Here is a 25,260-nt window from a genome sequence, read left to right as displayed (position 1 = left end):
CTTCTGTTATCCCGCTTTTGGCAACACAGCGGTTGCTTCAATTTCCACTTTGGCCTGATCTTCCACCAGATCAGCGACCTGGATCATGGTCATAGATGGAAAATGCTTTCCAAAGACCGAGCGGTACGCCTCGCCAACATCGCGCAGGCGGGATAAATAGTCTTTTTTATCAACTACATACCAAGTCAGGCGGACCACATTGTCTGGTGATGCACCGGCCTCTGCGAGGATCTCTTTGATGTTCTCAAGTGTCTGTTTGACTTGTGCGACAAGGTCATCACTTTCAAACACTTGCTGGCCATTCCAGCCAATCTGTCCACCCAGAAAAATTGGTGTTCCTTCTGCCATAATACCGTTTGCATAGCCAGATGCAGGTTTCCAGCCTTCAGGTTGCAAAAATTTAAACAATGACTGCTGTGTCATGCAGGTCCTTCTTCCTTCAGGAATAAATTGAGGTTCGCTTTGATGCCGTCCGGCCAGCTTGCTGGTTTCTTTTCAGAGCCTTTGACGTAAACAATGACGGACTTACTGGTCAGCCGGAGTTCTTCGCCGCACGTGACAGTGAATAAAAGATGGACACTAGAGCGCCCGATCTTAGTGACCTCAAGCGTGAATAAGAGTTTGTCGCCAAGCTCACTGGGTTTCTTGAACTCAGTTTCAACTTTGGCCGTGGGGACTGCATCCCCTTGTTTTATATGAATGTCTACGAACGAGGTTCCAAGACCTTGCTCGAACCATTCCTCAACGACCTGATTGATCATTTCATAATAGCGGGGATAGAAGACAATCCCAGCTGCATCGCAATGCTGGAACATCACTTGAATTGTGCGCTCAAAGGCCAAGATATCTGTCCTTCATTTCTTCGCTCAACGAGTCAGGTCGACCCGCCCAGACAGTCTCGCCTTTTTCCAATATAACGGCCTGGTCAGCCAATGGCAGCAGCTCCTTCAAGGTCTTGTCGACGATTAGGATGGATAGACCTTCCTTTTTCAGGACCGTGATGGCTTGCCAGATTTCCCCGCGCACCACAGGTGCAAGACCTTCCGTTGCTTCATCAAGGATCAGCAATTTCGGGTTTGTCATCAATGCTCTGGAAATCGCCAGCATCTGCTGTTCGCCACCAGATAAGGTGTTTGAGCTTTGACCTTTCCGCTCTTTGAGGCGTGGAAAGAGCTTGTAAACACGCTCTAGCGTCCACTCGCCCTTACGCGCTGCAGCGGTGAGGTTTTCTAAAACGGACAGGTTTGGAAAGCACCTGCGCCCCTCTGGCACCAACCCCAGACCAAGACGAGCCGCCTTGTGACTGGGCATGTGGTTAAGTGTTTGACCACAAAACTCAATTGTGCCTTTGGTCGGCGTTATCATCTGGCAAATTGAACTGATGGTGGTGGATTTACCCATGCCATTGCGGCCAAGCATTGCCACCATTTCACCTTCATTAATTGTGAGGTTGACGCCAAACAGTGCCTGAGCTGCGCCATAATGGGCTTCTAAGCCTTTGACTTCCAAAAGCATTAGGCTTCCTCCCCCAAATAAGCTTCTCGCACCAGCGCGCTTGAGCGGATCTCGTCAACCGAACCAGAGAGCATAGCTGCCCCGCTGACGAGGACGGTGATGCGATCTGCTAGTCTGAACACTGCATCCATGTCATGCTCAATGAGCAAGATCGGGATTTGTGGGCGAATTTCCTCAAGGAATTCAGTGAGCTGAATGGAACCAGTTGGGCCGAGCCCAGCCATCGGTTCATCCAGCAACAACGCTTTAGGCTTCAATGCCAGTGCACAAGCCACTTCCACCTGACGGCGCTCACCATGAGACAATTCTGAAACAGCAATGTCTTCTCGCCCGTTAAGCCCAGTTTTTTTCAGCCAATGACCAGCGGTTTCGCGTAGGTCCAGATCAGATTTGATCTGCTTCCAGAACTGGAAACTAGAACCCTGACTGGCCTGAACGGAGAGCATCACATTGCGGCGTGCGCTCACCTCCATTGCCAATGATGAAACCTGAAAACTGCGGCCCAATCCTTTGCGGGATCGACTTGCAACAGGATCCATTGTTACATCTTCACCATCCAGAATAATGGTGCCACTGTCGGGTGTAATCCAGCCTGCGATCTGGCCAATCAGAGTTGATTTACCAGCCCCGTTCGGACCGATAAGGGCATGAATTTCATTGGGTTTTAGGTTTAGGCTAACGTTTTTCGTCGCTTGCAATGCGCCAAAGGATTTGTGGAGGCCTTTGACTTCAAGAACCGGTTTAATCATGGTGAGCCCTCCCTGCGAGCAGGCCCATTACGCCACCTCTGGCGAACAGAACGACACCCAGTAAGGCAAAGCCAAGTAACAGCTGCCAGTGCTCTGTCCATTCACCGATATAGGTTTCCAGCAGCACGAATACAGCGGCTCCGAGAACGGGGCCATAGAGACGTCCCACACCGCCGAGGATGACGAAGACCATGATCTCGCCGGAGCGATGCCAAGACAGCATAGACGGGCCGACAAACCCATTTAATTCAGCAAGCAGAGCACCAGCCAAACCTGTGATCATGGCAGAGATGACGAAACCCGTTAGTTTGATTGGGAATGGATCGATACCGGATGTCGCCAGTCGGGTCTCATTCATCCGCGCAGTGCCAAGGGCCGCGCCAAAACGGGAGCCGGACAACCTCGCCGACACGAATATGGCTGCCAGCAACAGAACAAAGCAGATGAGGAAGAACGTCAATGCGTTTTCCGCATCTGCCATAGGGATTTGATTTCGCAGGTAAATTGACAGGCCGTCATCTCCGCCATAGGTCGGCCATGAGATGGCGAAGTAGTAGATCATCTGCGCAAATGCCAGCGTGATCATGATGAAATAGACGCCTTCAGTGCGCAGGGAAATTGCGCCAATGGCCAATGCCGCGATGCCACACAGAACCATTGCCACAATCCAGATAATCAGCATCTGATTGGTGCCGGATATGGCAAATGGTGTGGCAATGAAAAGCGTTTCTTCAAAGCTGTGAAAGGCTGCAATACCAGTGGTATAGCCACCAATGCCGAAGAATGCCGCATGTCCAAAGCTGACCATACCGCCCTGACCGATGGCGAAATTGAGTCCGACGCCTGCAATTGCAAAGATCGTGATGAGACTGGCAAGATTGACGTAATAATCCTCACCGATTGAAGAAGCCCATAGTGGCAGAGCCAGCAATACAGCCATGACAATCAGGTTGATTATTCCCTCGCGGCTAAACTTAATGCCAGCGACGGGTTTGGGAGCTGTATCAGTTACTTGCATTGAAGAGCCCCTTTGGTTTAATAGCCAGAATGCCCGCCATCATCAGGTAGATAAGCATGGATGACAGTGCAGCTCCGACGCTGTTTGCGCTGGAATTTTCCATAAAATATTTTAGGAAGACGGGCAGGAAGATACGGCCAAGGGTATCGACCAGACCTATCATTATGGAGCCGATCAACGCGCCTTTGATGGAGCCGATACCGCCAATCACGATCACCACGAAGGCGAGAATGAGAACTGGCTCCCCCATGCCGACTTGTACGGAACGTAGGGCTCCCACAAGTGCGCCTGAAAGGCCTGCAATGGCTGCACCCAGTGCGAATACGATGGTGTAAAGCGTTTTGATATCAACGCCTAAGGCGGCTATCATCTCCCGATCACTCTCACCGGCGCGGATACGCATGCCAAGGCGGGTTTTGGAGATGAGCCCATAAAGCAGCACAGCCACAGTAAGTGCTGCCAGAATGATGAAGAGGCGATAGAGCGAGTAAGCCTCAATGCCCGGAAGAGCTACGGTTCCGCTGAGTGCATTAGGGATATTCAGGTAAAGCGGCATAGAACCAAACACCATGCGCGTCCCTTCTGAGAAGATCAGAATAAGCGCAAAGGTGGCCAGTACCTGATCCAGATGGTCGCGGCCATAGAGCCTGCGGATCACCAGTATTTCAACCAGCGCACCTGCAACAGCTGCTCCAAGAATACCGCCGCCAAGCCCAAGCCAGAACGATCCTGTTTGCTGAGTAACCCATGCGCAACAGAATGCGCCAACCATATAAAGTGAGCCATGAGCAAGGTTTATGAGGCCCATCACACCGAATACCAGTGTGAGGCCAGCTGCCATCAGAAACAATGTGAGACCGAACTGCAGCCCGTTTAACACTTGCTCAAAAATCAAAGCTGCCGTCATTTATGAAAATTCCCGAGGCTTCTTTTTCATTGATAGTTCAAAATTATGCGCAACCTTCTCCGAATACTGGAGTTATTTCAGGACAACGCGAAGGGGATCAGCGGGAGAGATTGGGATTCCCCCGCCGTCTAATTTTCAAACCAATAGGATAGTTTATTTCATGCGGCACTTGGATGCATATGCGTCCTGATGGTCTTTGATTGCGACACCAACGATTTTGTTGGTGATCTGACCATCTTCCTTCACCACTTCACGCACATAAATGTCCTGAATTGGGTGGTTGTTGTTGCCGAATTTAAACTTGCCACGTACGGAAGCGAAGTCTGCCTGCTTGAGTGCTGCACGGAACGCGTCTTTGTCGCTCACATCAGCTTTTGCCATTGCGGACAGGATCAGGTTTGCAGCATCATAGCCTTGAGATGCGTAAAGGGATGGAAGACGACCGTATGTCTCTTTGAAACCCTTCACGAATTTCGCATTTACGTCGTTTTCAAGATCCTTACCCCACTGGGAGGAGTTAGCAACGCCAAGTGCAGCATCTCCAATCGCTGGCAAAATATCCTGCGAGAAGGAGAAGGCTGGTCCCATGACCGGCACATCAACGCCGGACTGCGCATACTGCTTCATGAACGCAATGCCCATGCCGCCTGGCAGGAAGAAGAACAAGCTGTCAGCGCCAGAAGCGCGGATTTGTGCGATTTCAGCGGCGTAATCATCCTGACCCAACTTGGTGAACAGCTCACCAGTCAGCTCGCCTTTGTACATGCGCTTGAAGCCTTTCAGCGCATCGGTGCCAGCTGGGTAGTTTGGTGCAAGAATAAAGGTCTTCTTGTAGCCAGCCGTGTTGGCGTGGGAGCCCATAGCTTCATGGAGGTTATCGTTCTGCCAGGCAACATTATAGTAGTTCTCGTGACACGCCTTGCCAGCAAGTGCAGATGGGCCTGCATTTGGGCTGATGTAGAGTGTGCCTTTGCGTGTTGCCGCTGGAACAACCGCCATTGCAAGGTTGGACCAGATAATGCCGGTCAGAATATCAACCTTGTCTTTTTGAATGAATTTGTCGGCCAGTTTTTTGGCCACATCCGGCTTACGCGCGTCATCTTCAATTAAAAGCTTAACGTCGGTTGTGCCAGATTGTTTCAGTGCCAGCTTAAATCCATCGCGCACATCAATACCAAGTGTGGAACCACCACCAGAAAGGGTGGTGATCATGCCGATTTTCACTTCGGCTTGCGCTATGCCTGCTGTGCAACACAGAAGGGCAGCTGCTCCGGCTGAAAGTAGTTTTTTCATATTAGTTCCCCTGATTTATCCTCGACTGGCTGTTCCTTCAGGCGGAATCTTTGAATTTTGCCTGTCGCGGTTTTTGGTAGTGATTCTACCAGTTTGAGTGACCTCGGGTATTTATAGGGTGCTATAGTGGATTTTACATAGTCCTGAAGACGTTTGACTGTATCCCCGTCACGTGGGTGGTCCTCCACCAACACCACATGCGCTTCGACAATCTGCCCTCTGGCTTCATCCGCTACACCTATAACGGCACATTCGGACACCTCTGGACTGCTTAAAAGAGCAGCCTCTACCTCAGGTCCGGCAACGTTGTAACCGGATGTGAGGATCATATCGTCTGCGCGGGCGGCAAAGTGGAAATAGCCTTTTTCGTCCTGATAAAAGGCATCACCTGTTAAGTTCCAGCCATCCCGGACATATTTCTGCTGTCGTTCATCTTCCATGTACCGACAGCCGGTTGGTCCGCGCACAGCGAGTTTGCCAACTGTGCCGCGTGGAACTTCCTTCATTTTGCCATCGACCACTTTGGCCGAATACCCGGTGATTGGGCGACCAGTGGTTGCTGGCGCAGCATCTTCCAAATGGTTGGAAATAAAAATGTGCAACATTTCGGTTGCGCCAATTCCATCCAACATAGGAATGCCGGTTTTTTGCTTCCACTGCTCAAACACGGGCGCTGGCAATGTCTCGCCCGCAGAGACGGCAATACGCAAGGAAGACAGGTCTGCCCCTTCTTCCATAGCTGCCATCATCGCGCGGTAGGCTGTCGGTGCTGTGAAGGAGATCGTCGCCTTATAGGTCTCAATGATTTCAATCAGTTGCTTCGGCCCTGCCGTTTCCAGCAGGGTTGCGGTTGCCCCAAAACGCAGCGGGAAAATCGCCAGACCGCCCAGACCAAACGTAAAGGCGAGCGGTGGACTGCCCACAAACACATCTGATGGCTGAACATCCAGCACTTCTTTTGCATAGGCATCTGCAATGATCAGCAGATCCCGATGGAAGTGCATGGTCGCTTTGGGCTGACCGGTCGTACCAGATGTAAAGCCGAGCAAACAGACATCGTCCCGGCCTGTTTTAACGGCTTCAAACTGCACCGGTTTGGACAGAGCGATCTGATCCAATTCGCCAGCAAAGTTGGCAGTACCATCAAAGCTAACAATTTTGGTCAGGTGATCGTTTTGCCCAAGGCAACGCTCCATCTCTTCCATGAGACGCAAATCACACAAGGCAAGTTTAATCTCAGCCTTGTCAACGATTTGCCCCAGTTCCATAGCACGCAGCATTGGCATGGTGTTGACCACCACTGCACCAGCTTTTGTCGCTGCCAGCCAACATGCGACCATGGCCGGGTTGTTGGCTGAGCGGATGAGAACGCGGTTGCCCGGCTCCAATCCATAATCTTCCTGCAAAGCGCGTGCTATGCGGTTCGTCCAGTCCGCCAGCTCTTTGTAGGTTCGTTTTCGTCCATTGCCGATGAGAGCAATATTATCACCAAAGCCGCGATCCACCATTTTATCGGTGAGCTCAACTGCGGCATTGATGTGATCTGGATACGCGAAGCCTTCCATTTGGAAGACGGGCTGCTGATCAACTGGTGGCAGCCTGTCCCTTGTGAAGGTATCCCTGTGTGCGCTTGGTCCCAGCATTTCTCTCCCCCTGAGAAAGCAATTGCCTTGCAATTATTATTTTTTGAACATCCGAGGCGCCTTCATAGATGCGAAGAGCCCTGATTTCCCGGTAAAGTTTTTCGACAGTATTGCCTGAACGGACGCCTTCGCCCCCGTGAATTTGTACTGCCTTATCAATAACCTGCTGTGCCTGATCGGTTGCGAACTGCTTAGCCATGGCAGCTTCTCGTGTTACACGAACAGCCCCCATGTCTTTCGTCCACGCAGCGCGGTAGATCAGGAGTGCAGAGGCATCGATGTCGATTGCCATCTCTGCCATATGTCCCTGCACCATCTGCATATCTGCAAGGACACCATCGCCAATTTTGCGTGTTGTTGCACGAGCAATGGTTTCTTCCAGTGCTCTGCGGGCAAGCCCAAGTGCAGCGGCGCCAACTGTGCAGCGGAAGACATCCAGCACCGACATGGCGATTTTGAAGCCTTCTCCAGCGTCCCCAATGCGGTTTGATGTTGGAATACGCAATTGTTTGAAGCCAAGGCGTGCCAATGGGTGCGGTGCCATCACATCCAACCGCTCTTCCACGGTTAGCCCCGGTGTATCCGCCGGTACGATAAATGCGCTGATCCCTTTTGCGCCTGCTGCTTCGCCCGTCCTAGCGAAGACAACATAAACACCGGCTATACCGCCGTTGGAGATCCAGGTTTTTTCACCGTTGAGGACATACTCCTCGCCATCACGGATGGCGGAGAGTTCAATGTTTGCAACATCAGACCCAGAATTTGGTTCGGTCAGCGCAAAAGCAGAGAGCATTTCACCCGCACGGGTCTTGTTAAGCCACAGTTGTTGCTGGGCATTGCCGAACAAGCTGATCGCGCCGGTTCCCAGCCCCTGCATAGCGAAGGCAAAATCACCCAGACCATCGTGCCGCGCCAATGTCTCACGCATAATGCACAGGCTGCGCACATCGAGTGGCTGCGGATTTGCTGGATCAACGGCAGAGAGTTTTAGAAAGCCTGCTTTGCCCAGATCACTCACAAGTTTGATGCAAGCGGCATCTGTATCAGAATGATCGGCTGGCAAGTTATCGCAACACCAGATCTCAATAGCATCGCGTAGCTCGCGGTGTTTGTTCTCAAAAAACGGCCAGTCTAGGAAGGTCGTATCAGCCATTTATGCCCCCTCAAACACAGGTTTTTCTTTTGCAACAAATGCTTTGTAAGCAGTCTCAAAATCCCGGGTCTGCATACAGATGGCTTGTGCCTGAGCTTCAGATTCGATGGCCTGATCGAGACCCATGTTCCATTCCTGGTTCAGCTGGGTCTTAGTAATGCCGTGAGCAAAGTTTGGACCAGCCGTAATACGCTGAGCCATTTTGATGGCAGCAAACTCGATCTCTTCCGACGTGGACATGGAGTTGAAATAACCCCAGTTATAGCCTTCCTCAGCGCTCATGGAGCGTCCAGTGTAGAGAAGTTCAGCAGCACGACCTTGCCCGATGAGGCGCGGTAGGATTGCGCAAGCCCCCATGTCGCAGCCAGCAAGCCCGACGCGCGTAAACAGGAATGCTGTCTTCGCTTCTGGGGTTGCAAGGCGCATGTCGGAGGCCATCGCCATAATCGCACCAGCCCCGACGCTGATCCCGTCCACTGCAGAGATGATTGGTTTGGTGCAATTGATCATGGCTTTGACCAGATCGCCGGTCATGCGGGTAAACTTCAGCAGGTCTTTCATGTCCATGGACACAAGCGGGCCGATGATGTCGTGAACATCACCACCAGAGCAGTAATTGCCCTCATTGGGTGCGATCACAACCGCATTTACATCATCTGCATAGACCAGATTGCGGAATGTATCACGCAGTTCCGTATAGCTCTCAAACGTGAGCGGGTTTTTGCGATCCGGGCGGTCAAGCTTGATAACCGCAACATCGCCTTCCATACGCCAAATGAAGTGTTTTGGCTGGATATCCGCCATTTTATAAGTGGTTAGCATTATCGGGCCTCCCCCTCCCAATCGCTCGCAAATACCTTGAGGGTATCGGCAAGAACTTCAGCTTCGTGCGGCGAGAAATGCGAGAGCAATTCGTTGATCCACTCGCGGTGACTTTTCGCCATTTTCTCAAAATCGACACGACCAACACTTGTGAGCAGGACAACAGAGGTTCTGCGGTCTCCGTCTCGCAATGTGCGCTGAACCAATCCGTCCGTGGTCAGGCGATCAATCAAGCCGGTGACATTGCCGTTTGAAACCATGAGGTACTTTGAGAGTTGGGACATAAGCATGCCCTCTGGCTCTCTATAGAGCGCTGCCATCACGTCAAAACGCGGCAGAGTTACACTGTATGTAGTGCGCAGACGCTCTCGCAGTTCGCCCTCAATAGCACGTGAAGCACGAAGTAATCGTAGCCAGAGACGGACGCGAGATTTATCGTCTGTTGTGTCTGGAGCCTCGTTGATTTCAGTGGCCTGATTCATTGGGTTTCGCCTCCTGAAACGGAAATAGACTGACCGGTGACAGAGCGGGCTCCTTCGCCTATGAGCCATGCAACGGTTGCCGCGACTTCATCTGGCTGAATGAACCGCTGCAGCGGATTATCCTTGTAAAGAGCGGCACGCGCCTGATCTTCACTCATTCCGGTTTTCTGCATGATATTTTCAAGCGAGCGTTGCAACATCGGGGTTTCGGTAAACCCCGGGCATACAGCATTGACCGTAATTGGTTTATTGGCAAGCTCCAGCGCCAGCGAGCGAACCATGCCAACAACGCCATGTTTTGCAGCAGCATAATGCGATACGTAGGAAAAGCCGCGTAACCCTGCCGTTGATGCGATGGCAATCAAGCGCCCGTACTCCTGCCCTTTGAGGTGTTCAAGACCCTTTTGGAAGGTCAAAAACGTGCCCGTCAGGTTAATGTTGAGCATGCGCTGAAAGTCATCCAGTCCGATTTTCGCAAAGGGTGCGGATTCTGCGGCCCCTGCATTTGCAATCACAATGTTGACTGGACCATGCATCCTGGTTGCTTCGGCAAACAGATCAGTCACGGAGGATTCATCCGTGATGTCAGCTGTGACAGCAAAGATGTTTGCATTGGTGCTAGCGACCAAATCGAGAGGTTCGCGCCTGCGCCCTGCGATGGTGACTTTAACACCTTGCTCCGCGAGGTGGCTGGCAATCTCGGCCCCGACTCCGGTCCCTCCACCTGTAACAACCGCATGTTTTTCCAATGCAACTTTCATCAAACGCGTACTTTCATAGTCTCTGCACGCTCGGCAAGGCGATAGAGCTGGTCTCTGCCCGGCTGATATGGCTCTGGCCAATGAACGCCTTTATCACCCAGATCAGCGGCGGCATGTAGCGTCCAGTACGGATCGGCAAGATGGGGACGAGCAAGACAAACGAGATCTGCACGACCGGCCATCAGGATTGAATTCACATGGTCTGGTTCGTAGATATTACCCACCGCCATAGTCTGGATACCGGCGTCGTTGCGGATGCGGTCAGAAAATGGCACCTGGAACATACGACCATAAACCGGTTGTGCCTTGGTGCTCGTCTGGCCGGCGGAGACGTCGCAGATATCAACATCAGCGGCGTTTAACATGCGTGCAATTTCAACGGCTTCATCCGGTGTTAAGCCTCCATCTTCAACCCAGTCAGTTGCGGAGATGCGGACGGATATCGGTTTTTCCTGAGGCCATACGCCCCGAACAGCCCTAATGATGTCCAGTGGGTATCTCATCCGGTTTTCTAAGGAACCGCCGAACTCATCGTCACGCTTGTTGGTCAGTGGTGAGATGAAGGAGGACAGGAGGTACCCATGTGCACAGTGAACTTCAAGCATATCGAAGCCAGCGGCGTCTGCCATTTTGGCTGAAGTCACAAACTCTGCTTTCACGCGGTCCATGTCAGCCAGATCCATTTGCTTTGGTGTCTGGTTGCGTTCAGACCATGCAATTGGTGAGGCCGCGATGAGTGGCCAGTTCTGCGAGTTTAGCGGTGCATCCATCTCTTCCCAACCTAGCTGAGTTGAGCCCTTTGGTCCTGAGTGGCCGAGCTGACAACAGATCTTTGCGTGACTGTGCTCATGGACGAAATTTGTGATGCGTTTCCATGCGACTTGATGCTCCGGGTCATAAAGGCCAGGACAGCCCGGTGTGATCCGGCCTTCTGGGCTGACGCAGGTCATTTCAACAACAACCATCCCAGCTCCGCCCTTGGCGCGTTCGCCGTAGTGGGTCAGGTGCCAGTCCGTGACGGTTCCATCAATCGCTTTGTACTGAGCCATAGGAGAGACAACCACACGGTTGCTCAGTTCCATATCTCGTAGTTTGAAGGGGGCAAACATCGGCGCGCGTGGTGCGTTTTCAGCATCTGCTACGCCTGCATTTGACTGGAACCAGCCCTCAGCTGTTGCCAGCCAATCTGCATCTCTCTCACGCAAATTCTCGTGGGAGATCCGCTGGGAGCGTGTGAGCAAGGAGTAGTTGAACTGGACGGGATCGAGGTGCAGATAACGCTCCACGTTCTCGAACCATTCCAGCGAGTTGCGGGCAGCAGACTGGAGTTTGAGAACTTCCAGACGGCGCTCGTCCTCGTATTTCTGGAAGGCATCTTCTATGCTCTTCTCACTGTGCAGGTAGTCCGCCAGCGCGATCGCGCTTTCCATTGCCAGCTTGGAACCTGAGCCGATTGAGAAGTGCGCTGTTGCTGAAGCATCTCCCATCAGAACCAGATTTTTGTAGGACCATTTTTCACAGAGAACACGTGGGAAGTTGATCCATGCGGAACCACGAATATGACCTGCGTTGGTCATCAACTCATTGCCGCCAAGATGTTTAACAAAGATCTTTTCGCAGGTTCGGCAGGAGTCCGCCTGGCTCATTTCGCCAAACCCAAAGGCCTCGTAGGTTTCTTCAGTACATTCTACAATGAAGGTCGCGGTGTCGTCGTCAAACTGGTAGGCGTGTGCCCAAATCCAACCGTGTTCGGTTTCTTCAAAGATGAATGTGAAAGCGTCATCGAACTTCTGGTGTGTGCCCAGCCAAACGAACTTGCATTTGCGGGTGTCTATGTCTGGTTTGAAATGCTCAGCAAATTCGGTGCGGCAAACGGAGTTAAGACCATCTGCTGCAACAACGAGATCATACTTATCCATGAACTCTTTTGCGCTTGTGTAGTTGCGCTCAAATTCCAGAGTGACGCCCAACTCGCGAGCACGATCCTGTAAGAGAAGCAACAATTGCTTGCGCCCAATGCCGCAGAACCCGTGGCCACTGGAAACATGGCACGTATCGCGATAATGGACCGCAATATCATCCCAGTATGCAAAATGGGCGCGAATGGCTTCAGCGCTTTTCTCGTCGTTGACCTTGAAGTTGTCGAGCGTCTCATCTGAAAGAACCACGCCCCACCCGAACGTGTCATCAAACTTGTTGCGCTCAATGACCGTAACCTCGTGCTCTGGGTTTCGCAGCTTCATACTGATTGCGAAATACAGGCCGGCCGGGCCACCTCCAAGACATGCGACTTTCATGTTTCTCTCCCCCAAGGCTTTGCAGCGCCTATTTTCAACTTGGGGTAAGCGTGACAGGTTTTTAAAATTATTTCAAACATAAAATATCTAAGTATGAAATATATAGATTGTAGTTCTATTCACCTCTAAGGTGCTGTATTTATGATGTTTTATATTCTGGATTCCAAAATATACTATATGATCTGGAAAATAAGTTCAGAGCTTATTCAAGATTGATATATCTAATTTGCTCAAATTTCAGAGATTTGGCACGACTTGATTCTGCGTAAGGTTCATAAGAAATACGACGGCCTAGACCGTCGCATGTGCTTCAAATTCAACTGTTCGACCGTCGAATGCAGGCGATATGTTTTCCGGTAGGTCCCGCAGCAACTGCTCGTAATCCAAATCACAATGCAGGTTGGTCAGGATACCTTTTGTCGGCTTCATGCGCTCAATCCAATCCAGCGCATCACCTAGGCAAAAATGACTTTGGTGCGGTTTTTGTCGTAGGGCATCCACGATCCACGTATCGAGACCTTTCAATGCATGAAAACTGCTTTCCGGGATGTCATTGACATCAGGAGAGTATGCAAGGTCTTGAAAACGGAAGCCAAGGGCATCGATATCGCCGTGATGTACTTTAAACGGCAAAGCTGTGATTGGCCCACCTGCCCCGTTGATGGTGATGCTTTTTCCATCAATCAGGCGGTTTTCGCTCAAGATTGGCGGGTAACCGGATCCGGGCGGTGTCGCAAAGCAATAGTCAAAAGCTGTGCGCACCCGGTGGGATGTAAAGGCATCCATATAAACAGGAACTTTGGCGCGCTGCATCAAGGCGAAGAACCGCAGATCATCGATGCCATGCAGGTGGTCTGCATGCGCATGGGTGTAAAGGACGGCATCGACCTGTGTTATGCCTGCAGACAGCATTTGCTCCCGCAGGTCTGGCCCAGTGTCGATCAGAACCGTTGTTGTGCCCTCATTGGAGAACCGCTGGACGAGTAGCGCGCATCTACGGCGCCGGTTTTTAGGTTCATTGGGGTCGCAATGTCCCCAGTCACCGCCAATCCTTGGAACGCCAGTAGAAGAGCCGCAGCCCAGTAGTGTGACCTTAAAATTGCTGGTCATGGTTCCTCTCAAATAATAGCGGCACTACCAACAGGGCCAGTTTAGCCAATCATTGTGGCCGTGGCACCTTAGAAAACAGGCGCAAGAAGTTTTGCGTTGTTGCGGTTGCCATCTCTTCTTCACTTACACTAAGGGCTTGCGCCAGTACTTTGTTGGTATGGGCGACATAAGCTGGCTCATTGCGTTTCCCGCGCCATGGCTGGGGGGCAAGATATGGCGCATCGGTTTCCACAAGCAAACGATCCATCGGCAACTCGGCTGCAATATCACGTAGGTCCTGCGAGCGTTTGAACGTCAAAATGCCGGAGAAGGATACGTACAGCCCCAGTTCCAAGCCTTTCATGGCCAGCTCTTTACCGGAGGAAAAACAATGAAGGAGCGCCGGGAAAGCGCCAATTTTCATTTCTTCTTCTAAAATGCGCATCATGTCATGGTCTGCATCACGGCTGTGAATGACGAGCGGTAGCTGGGTTTGGCGTGCTGCTGTAATATGGGTGCGAAGAACTTTTTGCTGAACATCGCGCGGGGCCTTGTCGTAAAAGTAATCCAGCCCAGCTTCACCGATAGCAACCACTTTGGGATGTTTGGCAAACTCCAGGATCTCTTCAAGGGTTACATCTGCTTCTTCTTCAGCTTGATGCGGATGCGTACCGACGGAGCAATAAACGCTGTCATAAGTTTCAGCAATTTCTTTGATCTGCTCAAAACGGCGGACACGCGTGCAGATGGTGACCATCAGCATGACCCCGGCCTCATGAGCCCGAGCGATGATCTGATCTCGCTCTTCTGCAAAATCTGGAAAATCCAGATGACAATGACTATCAACTAACATGGTCACAGCAAAAGCGCCTCCAGCGCGATTCTGTCAATAGGCCTTCTGGCCTCTTGATTTAACACCTTGAGAAAAACTCGGATGACTTCCGGCTTCTCTCATAAAAAAGGGAGGCTTTTATGCCTCCCTTGAAACCAAAGTGATTTGGTTGCTTACTCAGCAGTTTCCGGCTCTACATAGCGCGGGAATATACCTTGTGGTTTTGGCAGTTCGCCGCCACCTTGAAGGCGTCCGGCTTCACCAAGCTGTGCAAATGTCCGCTGGTTTTCGTCCAGAACCAGAAGATCCAGCAGTTTTGCGGCAGAACCCGGTATAACTGGCTGTGCCAAAATACCAACCTGACGAATGATTTCAGCAGTTGTGTAAAGAACTGTCGCCATACGCTCCGTGTTGGTTTTCTTCAGCGCCCAAGGTTCTTGAGAGGCAAAGTAGCGGTTTGCTTCTCCAACGGTTGCCCAAATGCAGGCGAGCGCATTGTGAATTTCCTGCTTGGCCATGAAGTCACGGCATTTTTCAAGCATCTCATCAGCCTGTGCCAGCATTGCCTTATCTTCAGCGGAGAACTCACCCGGTATCGGGAGTTTGCCTTCGCAGTTTTTGAAGATCATGGACAAAGAACGTTGAGCCAGATTTCCAATATCATTGGCAAGGTCGGCGTTGATGCGGTTGACCATTGCTTCGTGGTTGTAGTTGCCATCCTGACCGAATGGAACCTCGCGCAGGAGGAAATAGCGGATCTGATCAAGGCCGTAAGTGTCCACCAGATCACGCGGTGCGATGACGTTGCCAAGGGACTTGGACATCTTCTCACCGGAGTTAAAGAGGAAACCGTGTGCAAACACGCGCTCTGGCAGCGGTACACCTGCCGACATCAGGAATGCCGGCCAGTACACTGCGTGGAAGCGGATGATGTCTTTACCGATGATGTGAGTATTGGCAGGCCAGAACTTGGCCATATCGCCTTCCATATCCGGGTAACCCAGCGCGGTAATGTAGTTGGTGAGTGCATCCACCCAAACATACATCACATGCTTTTCATCACCGGGAACAGGAATACCCCAATCAAACGTGGTACGGGAAACTGAAAGATCTCTCAGGCCCCCTTTTACGAAACTCATGACTTCATTTCGGCGCGCGTTCGGGCCGATGAAGTCAGGTTGGTTTTCGTAAAGCGCCAGCAGTTTATCTTCATATGCAGACAGACGGAAGAAGTAGCTTTCTTCTTCTACCCACTCAACAGGTGTGTTTTGCGGACCGTAGCGCACGCCATCTTCGCGGACTTCGGTTTCGCTTTCCTGATAGTAGGCTTCGTCGCGTACTGAATACCAACCGGCGTAACTGTCTTTGTAGATGTCGCCAGAGTCTACCATCTTCTGCCAGATTGCCTGACAGGACTTGTAATGGCGCTCTTCGTTGGTCTGGATGAAATCATTGTTAGAACATCCCAGCATCTCAACCATTTCGCGGAAGAGCTTGGAGTTCTTATCAGCCAGATCTGAAGGAGACATACCTTCCTTGACGGCGGTCTGAAGCATCTTTTGACCATGTACATCAGTACCTGTCAGAAAGTGGACTTCACGGCCATCCAGTCTTTGGAAGCGGGCCAGCACGTCAGTTGCAATTGCCTCATATGCATGGCCGATATGCGGCTCACCATTTGGGTAGGAAATTGCAGTAGTAATATAGAAAGGCGTTTTTTCTGTCATATCCTATAGCGATCTTTGGATCCGGGATCTAAATCTGGAAAACTCTTTGAGCAAAACACTCAAAGACAACAGTCAACACGTTAGCCTGCGTGCGCTTTCCGCAAATCAATGAGGAAAGACAAAACTACCTGCTTCCGGTCGAGGTTCAGAGCATCTGCTGTTGATGCAGCGCGGCCAACCTTTTCCCACAAGTCAGCCCACCTGACAAGCGCATCAGGCCTTGCGCTTGCATCTTTACGCAATTGATTACTCAAGAATGTTCGCGCAAGCTCCAAAAATGTATTCCATGCATCCTCTGCGCCGCGGGCAGAAACCTTGTCTGCAAAGCTATGAACTCGGATCATATCCAAGTTGGAAAGCATCTCTGTCAGTCGTGAAAACTCCTGCGCAATGTCCAGCGCGCCGCCGTTTGTAGCCAAAGCGGCTTGCCGCAGGCTGCCATCCGCCAGTGCATGAAGGGCCCTAGAGGTGCCACCTTGGAAACTGCCCATATCTGACAAGGCATGCTCAATGGTTGCCTCTTCCAACTTGCGCATCGGCAAGCGGCGGCAACGTGACCGAATGGTGGGGAGTAATCTGCCGGGGTTGTGAGAAAGTAGGATAAACAGGGATTGTTTTGGTGGTTCTTCCAATATTTTCAACAAAGCGTTTGCAGCTGACTGATTCATGTCATCCGCCGCATCTACGATACAGATACGCCAATTGCCGCCAGCAGCTGTTGAGCCAAAAAATGCAGTGGTTTTGCGAATTTCATCGACAGGGAGGTCGCGCTTGAAGCGTTTTGCCTTCACATCCCACGGGCGTCGTAGATGCAGGAGGTCGGCATGAGACCCGGCGGCAATCATATGAGAACTGCGGCTTTCTGGCGGAACATAGAGGCTGTTGGCTGCGGCAACCGGTGTTGAAAAACGGTCTGGGTGCTCCAGAATGAACCTGGCGAATCTGAAAGCGAGCGTTGCTTTGCCGATACCTTTGGGGCCCCCCAGAATCCATGCATGGTGGAAACGCTGCGAGCGGTAAGCATCCAGCAACTCCGTCTCCGCCTGTTCGTGGCCATAAAGAACGGTTTGTTCTCGCGGTAAAAGGAGCCCCTCTACCTCGTCAAATTCTGGCGCGTCTTCAACAATAGGTGCCTTTGCCATATTCAGTCTTCCCTGCTCTCTTGCAGGTTATGGTCTTCCAATTCAATCTCTTTAGCAAACCGGTTTTGGACGGTCTGCCAGATATCATCGGTCACTTTATCCTGCGACTGATCACCATCAATTACAACAATGCGGTTTGGTTCTTTACGGGCCATCTCAAGGAACAGGTTTTGCCTGCGCCTATGCGTTTCCAATGTATCCGTCTCAAACCGGTCCGGGCCATCAAACTCAACGGGTGCAGTGCGTTTGGAAACGCGCGCTAAACCAACTTCTGGTGTCACGTTGATGAGCAGGGTCATATCAGGGTTATGACCGGCAATTGCAACTTGTTGCAAGGCTTCAACCACGCTATCTGGCACACCGGATTCACCCTGATAGACGCGTGATGAATCGGCGAAACGATCACACAAGACCCATTTACCGTCCTCTAAAGCTGGTTTTATGAGCGTGTCGATATGGTCTGCGCGGGCCGCGGCAAACAAAACAGCTTCAGCTGTTACGCCGTATTCTTTAGCTGCGCCAGATAAGAGAACTTCGCGAACGATTTCAGCTCCTTGTGAGCCACCGGGTTCGCGGGTTGTAACGGCTTCTATGCCTTTTGAGAGCAGAGCTTCGCGCAGGCGCTGAATCTGCGTTGACTTTCCCGCGCCTTCGCCGCCTTCAAAACTGATAAAAATACCAGGCAAAGTTGATCAGGCCTCCAAGACCTTAGAATTTCGAAAGAGCCTTCAAAGGTGCTCTAGAATAACTGGTAGAAGAACTCTCCAAGCGCATCCCACGCACGGTCCCGGAGGTCTCCAATGGCAACATCTTCTCCTGTTACCAGAGTGGCGCGATAAATCACGTCATTTTTGGAGAGAACTTGAAGTTCCCCCACTTCCGTGCCTTTTGGAATAGGTGCAGCGATTGGCCCATTGTAGACCACACGCAGTTTATAACCGTCTTTGTCGTTTGGATTAATGAGTGTTGCAACAGCATCTGAGGTCATCAGGGATACGGTTTGTTTTTGCCCGCCATAGACCGCCGCATCGCTGACCTGATCTCCCGGCTGGTAGAGCTTAGCTAACTTCAGCCCCGCCAAGGATGGCAGGAGCAACGTTTTCATATCCTTGATACGATCTTGAGTTGTTGGAGAGGCAGCTATGACCGCAACATATCGTTTGCCATTATCGTCCAATGTTCCGATTGCTGCAAAGCCTTCCCGTTCAGAAAATCCTGCGCCAAACCCATCCAACCCCTCAATCTCTCGTATGAGAGGGTTTTTGTTGCGTTGGGTGATTTTGTTCCATGTGTAGCGATCAATACTAAACATGGAATGCAATTCCGGCTCGTGTTCGATGACGTAATTGGCCAGCAGCAGCAGGTCTTCAAGTGTGGATTTGTGCTTGTCATCTGGAAAGCCAGTAGGATTGATGAAATTGGAGTTTTTCATCCCAATGGATTTACCAAACTCATTCATGCGTTTGGCGAAGTTTTCTTCGCTGCCGGAAATTCCTTCGGCCAAAACAATAGCAGCATCATTGGCGCTTTGAACAATCAAACCATTCATCAAATCAGCTACTGGAATCTTTGATTTAAGCCGCGCGAACATGGTTGTAACGCGCGCCGGTGCGCCACCTGTTCGCCAGGCATGTTCGCTGACCGTAAACGTGGTTTGAGGTGTAATCTCACCGGTATGGATGGCCTGCTGCACGGTAGCAGCGGTCATTAACTTGGTCAGGTTTGCAGGGGCGAGCAATACGCGTGAGTTTTTGGAAAAAATCAGAGATTTATTGGAGAAGTCATAAAGGGTTGCTGCTTGGGCTTTTAGCTCAACTGCATGTGCTGTGGGCATAACTGCGTTTGCCAGAGCACCAAAAGCGAGGGCGCAAATTGCACCCCTGCCCCATTTTCGGAATGATACGCCTGTGTGGAGTTTGTTTTGCGTCTCACGCCTACACTGCTTATTCCACGCAACGCTCACACTCATATCTCCCTGCCACACCATATGCTGGCATGCTACGCTTCATTCATTAAAGCAAACACTAACTCAGGATAAGTGATCGGGTAAAGCCGTTTAAAACCAAGTGGCTTACTGTTTTTTACCAGTACGAGATAACAGAATTTCTTTCAGACCGGATCCACCGCTCACTGACTTGAATGCATCATGCGCACCAGTCAGTCTTTGTTGGGATGCGTAAGAGGAAACTGCATTGCCGTTTTGGAAGCTTGGCATTGGATTAGGAGCAGGTACACTGCTGCTACTTGTCGGAGATTTGTAGCTCGTTGCGCTTGGTGGCGGTAACAAACTGCTGCTGAAAGACGTATTTACAGGTTGAAGTGTCGGGACCACTGCTTTTTGCGCGTTTGCACTGGTGTTGGAGTTCAGCGCATTGTTCATGCGATTTTTGAACCCGCTGATAGATGCGACTTGCATGGTGTTTATATTGCGCTCGTAAACAATAGCGGGATCAACCTGATTGGAATTGAACGCGAGGACATTTTGTGCTGCCATAATTGGCGCATCATAAGGTCTGCTGCGTGGTGTTGGTGTTGGTGCTGGACCTGTTATGCGGTTTGCTGGCTTTGCAAACGCCAGCATAGTTTTGCCAATAGATGAGCCGCCCAACCAATTGCCGCCACTGCCTGAGTAAGAAGCCATTAGTTTCTTCTCATCTTGTCCATGCAAAGGAGCACGGCCAACATATTCGACTTTCACTTTAGCAATGCCGCTTGATTTGGTCCCAAGCATACCGGCAACTCGCTCTGAAAGATCAATAACACGATTGCCGTGGAACGGGCCACGATCATTGACACGCACCACCATAGACTTGCCATTTTGCAAGTTGGTGACTTTAGCATAGCTTGGCAAAGGCATAGTTGGGTGTGCAGCTGTTAAAGCATTTCGGTCAAAGATTTCGCCATTGGCGGTTTTGCGACCATGGAAAGTCGGACCGTACCAAGATGCCTTGCCTACTTTTTTGTAGTTGTCATCCCTTTTGGGATAGTACCAATTGCCAGCAACCTTATATGGTTTTCCAACAACACTGCGCCCGCCACCTTTTGGAACGGACTTTGTTCCGCTGACCATGCGCGGGCTAGCAGCTACGCCGTATTTCTTTTCACTGAACTTTACCTTGTCAGTTCCACCACCGCAGGCGGCAATGCCCGCGCACAATGCAACCACCGACAGGCTCGTCATTACACGTCTAGAGGATATCGGATTGCAAGCTTGCGCCTGTTCGCCCGAGTTCAGCAAAAAAGCCATACCGTTGTTACTCACTACATGTTCGGCATTGACGGTCTTCAGTCCGCAAGAGAGCAAAACACCCGAACTCATTACAAACTGCACCTATATTGAAAAAGATAGCCTATAAATCTTAACTGAATCCCCTCTGAGAGTCTCTAGAAGAAACACAGAACGCATAGAGAATTATCTTCCTTAGGGGAATTGGCCATTTTGACGGGGACGGTTGATTTCTTTGTGAAAAAAGTTCTCGTTGGCTGTGGAGACTGCTTTTGGCTGCTTGACTTCGGGGGCGTCATAGACCAAATAGAGCCCACCACACCGCGGAGGGGTGGCAGAGTGGTCGAATGCACCGGTCTTGAAAACCGGCGAGCGTGTAAGCGTTCCGTGGGTTCGAATCCCACCTCCTCCGCCACTTAACTATTTGATAGTTAAGACAAAATAGCCCGCCACCTTGGCGGGTTTTTTGTTGTCTGAATGAGAACAAAATGGGTCCAAAATCCGGTAAAAAGCGGTAAAAGTCCCAGAAAGTTGGTAAAAGTCCCGAAAAAATCCCGAAAGACAGGAGAACATACGTTCCCGTCCTGTTCAGGATTCGGTCATGGATTAAATTGAGGGTTGTCAAACAAAAAAGACCCGCCGAGTTTCCTCAGCGGGTGTTATTCCAAATACAATACACGGGCCTTCCTATAGCAGAGTAGTAGGCCTACTTTCCAAAGCCACAGCTATCATCCTTGCGCAACATAAGTAGACATTAATCTGGGCTACTGTTGTTTTTCATCCCAAAGTTATTCTTCGCGGATGCAGTATGGAGCTGTGTGACCATTGCTGACATTCACCTGGTTACGGAGCAGCCCCATCCAGATGAACGTCAACTTAGGATTGACCTTCATTAGCTTGACGCTGAAGAGGCTAGAACGGACCTTCAGCTAGTTCCATCAAAGGTTGAGGCCACTTGCTGAGAGAGAGTTCTTCCTCTAATTATAAGAGGCTTATTTATCAGCTTCGATGAGGCGTAATTGTTAATTGTTCTTCACGACAGAACTAATGTCAGGTTAGAACTTACTTGAATTATAAATAGCCTCCCCTTTTTTCAGCTTTAGCTCATAGATAGGACGTATACTCCATTCCACGCATTGTTTGATTTGGAACTGTGTTTCCAACGCGATTTCTCCATTTTCGGAGATTTTCTCGTCGAGTTTCAGCGTTAAGCATTCTTCATCATCTGGTATGCAGCTATAATGCACCGCCTTAATGACATCGCGAGAAAACAACCAAAGTTGATCATTTGGAAAATCAACTTGATAGATGTCGATGTCATCAATACTAAAGTTATACCATTGCCCTTTTTCCTGCTGATCATGTCTTTCATACTTGATGCCGAGGTTTTCATGATCTAACTCCCTAATTAGACTTATGTTTTGATGCGCTAATAACATGACTGGACAAGTACCAGTTGCCCTAGCAAGGTTTCTAATATTCCTCCAGAACGCTTCATCTGTAAGTGAGCGGTCGATTTCAATTTTTCTGCGTTCATGCAGTGTAAATTTTCGCCATACATAGTGCTCAGCCTGTTTTCCTAAAAAATTAATCACGTGTTTTACACGTAGCGACGGGAAAATCGGCGTATCCTCAAGGAGATCTAATTTGGGAATCGTTGGCCCACGAAAACGTGAAACAGAACCGAACTTTGGAGCACGACTATTAAGGATGGTGTCATAGCTCAACCATGGATAATGTTTAGGCGACTTAGAAAGGTTTTCAAGCGCTTTCTGGTTTAGCAAGTTGACTTGTTTACTTGATATCGAACTTTGAGAGATAAACCGCCTACAACGATCGTTAAGGGTCTGTATCTCCAAATCCAGAATTAGTTTGAGATACTCACATGAAGCTTCGAAGTTACCGTCATACTCAGTCGACATCAAAAAGCTTCTCAAAATCTCTATCTGTGAATCTTCTAATTGTGCGCCTATCTGATCCTTGAGAGACTGTAGGTAATATACAATCCTCTCTAAACTTGCATATCCATTTGGAAGATTCTCGACGTTATCAATTAAGTTCCCTAGGATTGTTTCAGAAGGGGGGGTCGCTCGAGCGCTTACCAACCTTAGGAAAATTGCCAGTTGCGCAAGTCTCATTTCTGAAAACGAGTCTATCGAGGTGGATTGATATATTCTCCCACCAATAACCTCTCGCTCTGTCACACGATCTAATTGAGCAATAAAACGATCAGTTGAGGCGGCGTATGACGTCCCCGCAGCATCAGATAAAACGCAAAACTGCAAAAATGTTTCTTGAAACTCAAAGGCGTTATGAGGTTCAAGAAGGCTCCCTTCATGCTCAGACACATCTCGTTTTAGTAGCCGAGTGCAGGTAGGTGCCACTAAATCTTTGTTGGAGTGCTGTGAGAGATACCAGTGCGCCATCATCGTCACGAAAATAAGCAGTCGTGACTTGTAATAATGCTTTATCAGTCCCTCAAATAAATCTTTTGGGGGGCAATTTCGCGGGAAGTAACTTGGTAGTTTGCCAAGTCTTATCTTTACTACATTCCAATCATGTTCATCAAGAAATACGACTATTTGGGGTTGGTTTTGAACTGCGTACTCAGTATATGAAGTACTTGTGAAAATGTGACCACCCCATCGAAGTAGAGTATCTTCGTAAATTGCCACAGCTTCTTTGTCATTCGCCCAAACACTTCGCGCCAAGAAATATGAAGTCTCTCCTAAGTGATAGTCTAAACTATGATTAATCCGTATCAGCTCACTCCAATGTACAGCGTCAGTGTCAGTGTCAGCGTCAGTGTCCAAGTGATGCTTCTCTTTACTGTGCCAATAAAGCGTTTGAGCAAGTATCTCCCACACCTCAATAAAATCACGAATAGAACTCACATAAGATGTGAGTGCAGTTTTACTGCTTGCATACCCCTCTACTTCCTCAAACGCACTAGCTCTGTTTTCACGCCATTTAGCCAAAGAGAAGGGAACACACGCTGCTAAATTAATTGCGTGCTCGGTGTTCCTATTTGAAAAGTTAAACTCCCGTGCGTTTGGCAGTATTTTTAGAGGCTGGGAGGCAAGCTTTTTAAGAAACCTTGGTTGAGAAATAATTCTATCAGAGGCTTCCAAGCAAATAATTTGGAAAATTTCAAGCCATGAATGATAGGTGTTTTTAAAGCTCCAACTGCCTTCGGGCAGTTGTGCTAAGTTCGTTAGATCGGTTTCAGGGATTGGAATTGAATTAAGATCCAGCAAAAAGCGGTAGTAATCACTCATATCCTCAATTGCATTCGCAAATAGAGAATATTTCTGCTCTCTTATCCCATCTAAGACGTTGTTACTTAGATCTTCTAATACCGATTTCGTGTCGATCACTTGTCAAACTCTCTTAGTTTGGAAGGCAAATCTGATTAATCGTCTTTCCCAGCAGTTAAAGCTCGGGCCATTACGCTGAATGCAAATAGGAGTGTCGGCTTCGTAAGAACTGGAGAAGTTTAAAGGGAAGTAAAGCCTTGGAGCAGACGAACTGAAACTGCCCATGTTATCAATCGGTTCGTTATATTCTTTTTGAGCCCGCTTGAACCAGCTTTCGATTGCCCATTTTAGGGGTTTAGTCCTGACATCAGTAACACTCCAGCGCCCAGTGTGACGGGCGTGTATGCGGGTACCTTGCTTATCCGCTCCCCACCCAAAACTAACGTGGTCTTTTCCGGTACTGAGCTTCAGTTGGTTCGCACAGTCCCCTAGATATGTTGCTATCATCAACTTTTGCGTTTCTTTTGGAAAGAGCACATTAGCTGTGTAGTTCTTTCGAAGCTGAGCCCTATTTCTTCGAGCGATAAAACTGAAAGTGATGCCTATAAAATAGGCCGCTCCAACCACATTTACCAATAGCCATATAGCATTAATCAAAGTGAGAAATAGATCGAAATGGACACTCTGAATCTGGTCAGGAAACGCAAATACCAGAGCAACATGCGCCCCACGCGCATATTGCAGTATCAGTGCGATTAAAAGAGCAAGTCCGCTGTAAGTGACCTCTTTAACCAGTGATACAGAAAGGAAAATATCTACATCTGATGCAGACCTGGTCTTGTCATTTACGACTGAAACTAATCCAATTATTAGAGCTGTTATCGTAATAGTTGCGCCCTGAACTCCAACCATTAAACCAATTAGACCACTTTCATTCTTCTGTAGCCAAATATCAACCGAATTACTGGGAGAATCGAAAAGCTCAAGCTGCGGACAGATTGATACCGTACTCCAGTATAAGGCCACTTCTAGAGTGACAAGAATAAAGTACAAAACCACAAACTCGAAAAATGATCTATCTAGGAAAATGAAGCGAACAACTCTCGTGCTCATGCTGAACTTGTGCTTTTGAGCTATTGGGTTCGTTTCAACGTGATCTAAGAGCTCGCCATTCACATGCTTGCAGATACTTCCAAGCAACCCACCATGCTTAAAACCGGTCATTAAAATGATACATCCAAAGATTGAAAGAAAAACTGATCAGAAAATTTGTCGATTTTGAGTAATCGTTTATTCCAGTTGAGCTTATAAATTAACTCTGATTTGTTGCACGATCTTCCGTTTGCT

The 25,260-nt window shown here is 49.6% G+C and carries 22 protein-coding genes and 1 tRNA gene; 1 reads left to right on the top strand and 22 read right to left on the bottom strand.

The annotated features are described in order from the left end of the window. Positions 1–6 precede the first annotated feature (6 nt). The 20 genes from BLS62_RS11800 to BLS62_RS11705 all read right to left on the bottom strand — a co-directional run bounded on the left by BLS62_RS11800 (position 7) and on the right by BLS62_RS11705 (position 20,611). Entirely contained in the window at positions 7–423 is a 417-nt protein-coding gene (locus BLS62_RS11800) for a RidA family protein (protein WP_093180863.1), read from the bottom strand. Then, entirely contained in the window at positions 420–842 is a 423-nt protein-coding gene (locus BLS62_RS11795; RefSeq protein ID WP_093180860.1) for an acyl-CoA thioesterase, read from the bottom strand. The genes BLS62_RS11800 and BLS62_RS11795 overlap by 4 nt, the downstream gene beginning before the upstream one ends. After that, on the bottom strand, positions 832–1,515 hold the full coding sequence (locus tag BLS62_RS11790; RefSeq protein WP_093180858.1) for an ABC transporter ATP-binding protein: 684 nt from the start codon (positions 1,513–1,515) through the stop codon (positions 832–834). Before BLS62_RS11790 ends, BLS62_RS11795 begins: the two co-directional genes overlap by 11 nt. Further along, a complete protein-coding gene (locus BLS62_RS11785; RefSeq protein ID WP_093180856.1) occupies positions 1,515–2,264 on the bottom strand; it encodes an ABC transporter ATP-binding protein in 750 nt (249 codons plus the stop codon). Before BLS62_RS11785 ends, BLS62_RS11790 begins: the two co-directional genes overlap by 1 nt. Continuing rightward, positions 2,257–3,282 carry a branched-chain amino acid ABC transporter permease gene (locus BLS62_RS11780; RefSeq protein ID WP_093180853.1) on the bottom strand — a complete coding sequence of 342 codons (1,026 nt, stop codon included), beginning with the start codon at positions 3,280–3,282 and terminating at the stop codon, positions 2,257–2,259. The genes BLS62_RS11785 and BLS62_RS11780 overlap by 8 nt, the downstream gene beginning before the upstream one ends. After that, positions 3,269–4,189: a branched-chain amino acid ABC transporter permease gene (locus BLS62_RS11775; protein ID WP_093180851.1), complete on the bottom strand. Its 921-nt coding sequence runs from the start codon at positions 4,187–4,189 to the stop codon at positions 3,269–3,271. The genes BLS62_RS11780 and BLS62_RS11775 overlap by 14 nt, the downstream gene beginning before the upstream one ends. A gap of 153 nt (positions 4,190–4,342) precedes the next feature. After that, positions 4,343–5,482: an ABC transporter substrate-binding protein gene (locus BLS62_RS11770; protein WP_093180848.1), complete on the bottom strand. Its 1,140-nt coding sequence runs from the start codon at positions 5,480–5,482 to the stop codon at positions 4,343–4,345. Beyond that, positions 5,479–7,125 carry an AMP-binding protein gene (locus BLS62_RS11765; RefSeq protein ID WP_200798506.1) on the bottom strand — a complete coding sequence of 549 codons (1,647 nt, stop codon included), beginning with the start codon at positions 7,123–7,125 and terminating at the stop codon, positions 5,479–5,481. The genes BLS62_RS11770 and BLS62_RS11765 overlap by 4 nt, the downstream gene beginning before the upstream one ends. Further along, positions 7,067–8,278 (bottom strand): acyl-CoA dehydrogenase family protein, encoded by a 1,212-nt coding sequence (locus BLS62_RS11760; RefSeq protein ID WP_093180845.1) that lies wholly within the window; start codon positions 8,276–8,278, stop codon positions 7,067–7,069. The genes BLS62_RS11765 and BLS62_RS11760 overlap by 59 nt, the downstream gene beginning before the upstream one ends. Then, positions 8,279–9,100, bottom strand: coding sequence for an enoyl-CoA hydratase family protein (locus BLS62_RS11755; protein ID WP_200798505.1), 822 nt, complete (start codon positions 9,098–9,100; stop codon positions 8,279–8,281). Beyond that, positions 9,100–9,582 carry a MarR family winged helix-turn-helix transcriptional regulator gene (locus BLS62_RS11750; RefSeq protein ID WP_093180842.1) on the bottom strand — a complete coding sequence of 161 codons (483 nt, stop codon included), beginning with the start codon at positions 9,580–9,582 and terminating at the stop codon, positions 9,100–9,102. The genes BLS62_RS11755 and BLS62_RS11750 overlap by 1 nt, the downstream gene beginning before the upstream one ends. Continuing rightward, the gene (locus BLS62_RS11745) at positions 9,579–10,343 is read right to left on the bottom strand and encodes an SDR family NAD(P)-dependent oxidoreductase (protein WP_208990821.1); all 765 of its coding nucleotides are present in this window, start codon (positions 10,341–10,343) and stop codon (positions 9,579–9,581) included. The genes BLS62_RS11750 and BLS62_RS11745 overlap by 4 nt, the downstream gene beginning before the upstream one ends. Continuing rightward, positions 10,343–12,640: a bifunctional salicylyl-CoA 5-hydroxylase/oxidoreductase gene (locus BLS62_RS11740; RefSeq protein ID WP_093180839.1), complete on the bottom strand. Its 2,298-nt coding sequence runs from the start codon at positions 12,638–12,640 to the stop codon at positions 10,343–10,345. Before BLS62_RS11740 ends, BLS62_RS11745 begins: the two co-directional genes overlap by 1 nt. A gap of 291 nt (positions 12,641–12,931) precedes the next feature. Continuing rightward, positions 12,932–13,750: an MBL fold metallo-hydrolase gene (locus BLS62_RS11735; protein ID WP_093180836.1), complete on the bottom strand. Its 819-nt coding sequence runs from the start codon at positions 13,748–13,750 to the stop codon at positions 12,932–12,934. 49 nt (positions 13,751–13,799) lie between these two features. After that, positions 13,800–14,582, bottom strand: coding sequence for a TatD family hydrolase (locus tag BLS62_RS11730; protein ID WP_093180833.1), 783 nt, complete (start codon positions 14,580–14,582; stop codon positions 13,800–13,802). Between the two features lie 152 nt (positions 14,583–14,734). Next, the gene (gene metG / locus BLS62_RS11725; protein WP_093180830.1) at positions 14,735–16,288 is read right to left on the bottom strand and encodes a methionine--tRNA ligase; all 1,554 of its coding nucleotides are present in this window, start codon (positions 16,286–16,288) and stop codon (positions 14,735–14,737) included. A gap of 80 nt (positions 16,289–16,368) precedes the next feature. Continuing rightward, positions 16,369–17,430 carry a DNA polymerase III subunit delta' gene (locus BLS62_RS11720; RefSeq protein WP_093180827.1) on the bottom strand — a complete coding sequence of 354 codons (1,062 nt, stop codon included), beginning with the start codon at positions 17,428–17,430 and terminating at the stop codon, positions 16,369–16,371. 2 nt (positions 17,431–17,432) lie between these two features. After that, positions 17,433–18,116, bottom strand: coding sequence for a dTMP kinase (gene tmk, locus BLS62_RS11715; protein WP_093180824.1), 684 nt, complete (start codon positions 18,114–18,116; stop codon positions 17,433–17,435). Positions 18,117–18,169: 53 nt separating this feature from the next. Beyond that, positions 18,170–19,264, bottom strand: a complete 1,095-nt coding sequence (locus BLS62_RS11710; protein WP_093188798.1) for a D-alanyl-D-alanine carboxypeptidase family protein — start codon at positions 19,262–19,264, stop codon at positions 18,170–18,172. A 237-nt stretch (positions 19,265–19,501) separates the two neighbouring features. After that, a complete protein-coding gene (locus BLS62_RS11705) occupies positions 19,502–20,611 on the bottom strand; it encodes a septal ring lytic transglycosylase RlpA family protein (RefSeq protein ID WP_208990820.1) in 1,110 nt (369 codons plus the stop codon). Positions 20,612–20,981: 370 nt separating this feature from the next. Between BLS62_RS11705 and BLS62_RS11700 the strand changes: the two genes are divergently transcribed. Next, a tRNA-Ser gene (locus BLS62_RS11700) sits at positions 20,982–21,071 on the top strand. Between the two features lie 640 nt (positions 21,072–21,711). On the opposite strand, the gene BLS62_RS11695 is transcribed toward BLS62_RS11700, so the two are convergent. Together BLS62_RS11695 and BLS62_RS11690 are read right to left on the bottom strand one after the other, a co-directional pair. Further along, complete coding sequence (locus tag BLS62_RS11695; protein WP_093180820.1) at positions 21,712–24,033, bottom strand: hypothetical protein; 2,322 nt, start codon at positions 24,031–24,033, stop codon at positions 21,712–21,714. A 3-nt stretch (positions 24,034–24,036) separates the two neighbouring features. Then, positions 24,037–25,137 (bottom strand): hypothetical protein, encoded by a 1,101-nt coding sequence (locus BLS62_RS11690; protein ID WP_093180818.1) that lies wholly within the window; start codon positions 25,135–25,137, stop codon positions 24,037–24,039. Positions 25,138–25,260 lie beyond the last annotated feature (123 nt).

It is taken from the genome of Pseudovibrio sp. Tun.PSC04-5.I4 (assembly GCF_900104145.1).
In the GTDB taxonomy this organism is placed as follows: domain Bacteria; phylum Pseudomonadota; class Alphaproteobacteria; order Rhizobiales; family Stappiaceae; genus Pseudovibrio.
This window is presented reverse-complemented; position numbering and strand designations above follow the sequence as displayed.

Coding starts and splice junctions, on each gene's coding strand:
- BLS62_RS11790 (WP_093180858.1), bottom strand. CDS start 1,515: ATGCTTTTGGAAGTCAAAGGCTTAGAAGCCCATTATGGCGCAGCTCAG.
- BLS62_RS11765 (WP_200798506.1), bottom strand. CDS start 7,125: ATGCTGGGACCAAGCGCACACAGGGATACCTTCACAAGGGACAGGCTG.
- BLS62_RS11760 (WP_093180845.1), bottom strand. CDS start 8,278: ATGGCTGATACGACCTTCCTAGACTGGCCGTTTTTTGAGAACAAACAC.
- BLS62_RS11730 (WP_093180833.1), bottom strand. CDS start 14,582: ATGTTAGTTGATAGTCATTGTCATCTGGATTTTCCAGATTTTGCAGAA.
- BLS62_RS11755 (WP_200798505.1), bottom strand. CDS start 9,100: ATGCTAACCACTTATAAAATGGCGGATATCCAGCCAAAACACTTCATT.
- metG (WP_093180830.1), bottom strand. CDS start 16,288: ATGACAGAAAAAACGCCTTTCTATATTACTACTGCAATTTCCTACCCA.
- BLS62_RS11785 (WP_093180856.1), bottom strand. CDS start 2,264: ATGATTAAACCGGTTCTTGAAGTCAAAGGCCTCCACAAATCCTTTGGC.
- BLS62_RS11710 (WP_093188798.1), bottom strand. CDS start 19,264: ATGCCCACAGCACATGCAGTTGAGCTAAAAGCCCAAGCAGCAACCCTT.
- BLS62_RS11800 (WP_093180863.1), bottom strand. CDS start 423: ATGACACAGCAGTCATTGTTTAAATTTTTGCAACCTGAAGGCTGGAAA.
- BLS62_RS11745 (WP_208990821.1), bottom strand. CDS start 10,343: ATGAAAGTTGCATTGGAAAAACATGCGGTTGTTACAGGTGGAGGGACC.
- BLS62_RS11740 (WP_093180839.1), bottom strand. CDS start 12,640: ATGAAAGTCGCATGTCTTGGAGGTGGCCCGGCCGGCCTGTATTTCGCA.
- BLS62_RS11780 (WP_093180853.1), bottom strand. CDS start 3,282: ATGCAAGTAACTGATACAGCTCCCAAACCCGTCGCTGGCATTAAGTTT.
- BLS62_RS11750 (WP_093180842.1), bottom strand. CDS start 9,582: ATGAATCAGGCCACTGAAATCAACGAGGCTCCAGACACAACAGACGAT.
- BLS62_RS11735 (WP_093180836.1), bottom strand. CDS start 13,750: ATGACCAGCAATTTTAAGGTCACACTACTGGGCTGCGGCTCTTCTACT.
- BLS62_RS11770 (WP_093180848.1), bottom strand. CDS start 5,482: ATGAAAAAACTACTTTCAGCCGGAGCAGCTGCCCTTCTGTGTTGCACA.
- BLS62_RS11720 (WP_093180827.1), bottom strand. CDS start 17,430: ATGGCAAAGGCACCTATTGTTGAAGACGCGCCAGAATTTGACGAGGTA.
- BLS62_RS11690 (WP_093180818.1), bottom strand. CDS start 25,137: ATGACCGGTTTTAAGCATGGTGGGTTGCTTGGAAGTATCTGCAAGCAT.
- BLS62_RS11775 (WP_093180851.1), bottom strand. CDS start 4,189: ATGACGGCAGCTTTGATTTTTGAGCAAGTGTTAAACGGGCTGCAGTTC.
- BLS62_RS11705 (WP_208990820.1), bottom strand. CDS start 20,611: ATGACGAGCCTGTCGGTGGTTGCATTGTGCGCGGGCATTGCCGCCTGC.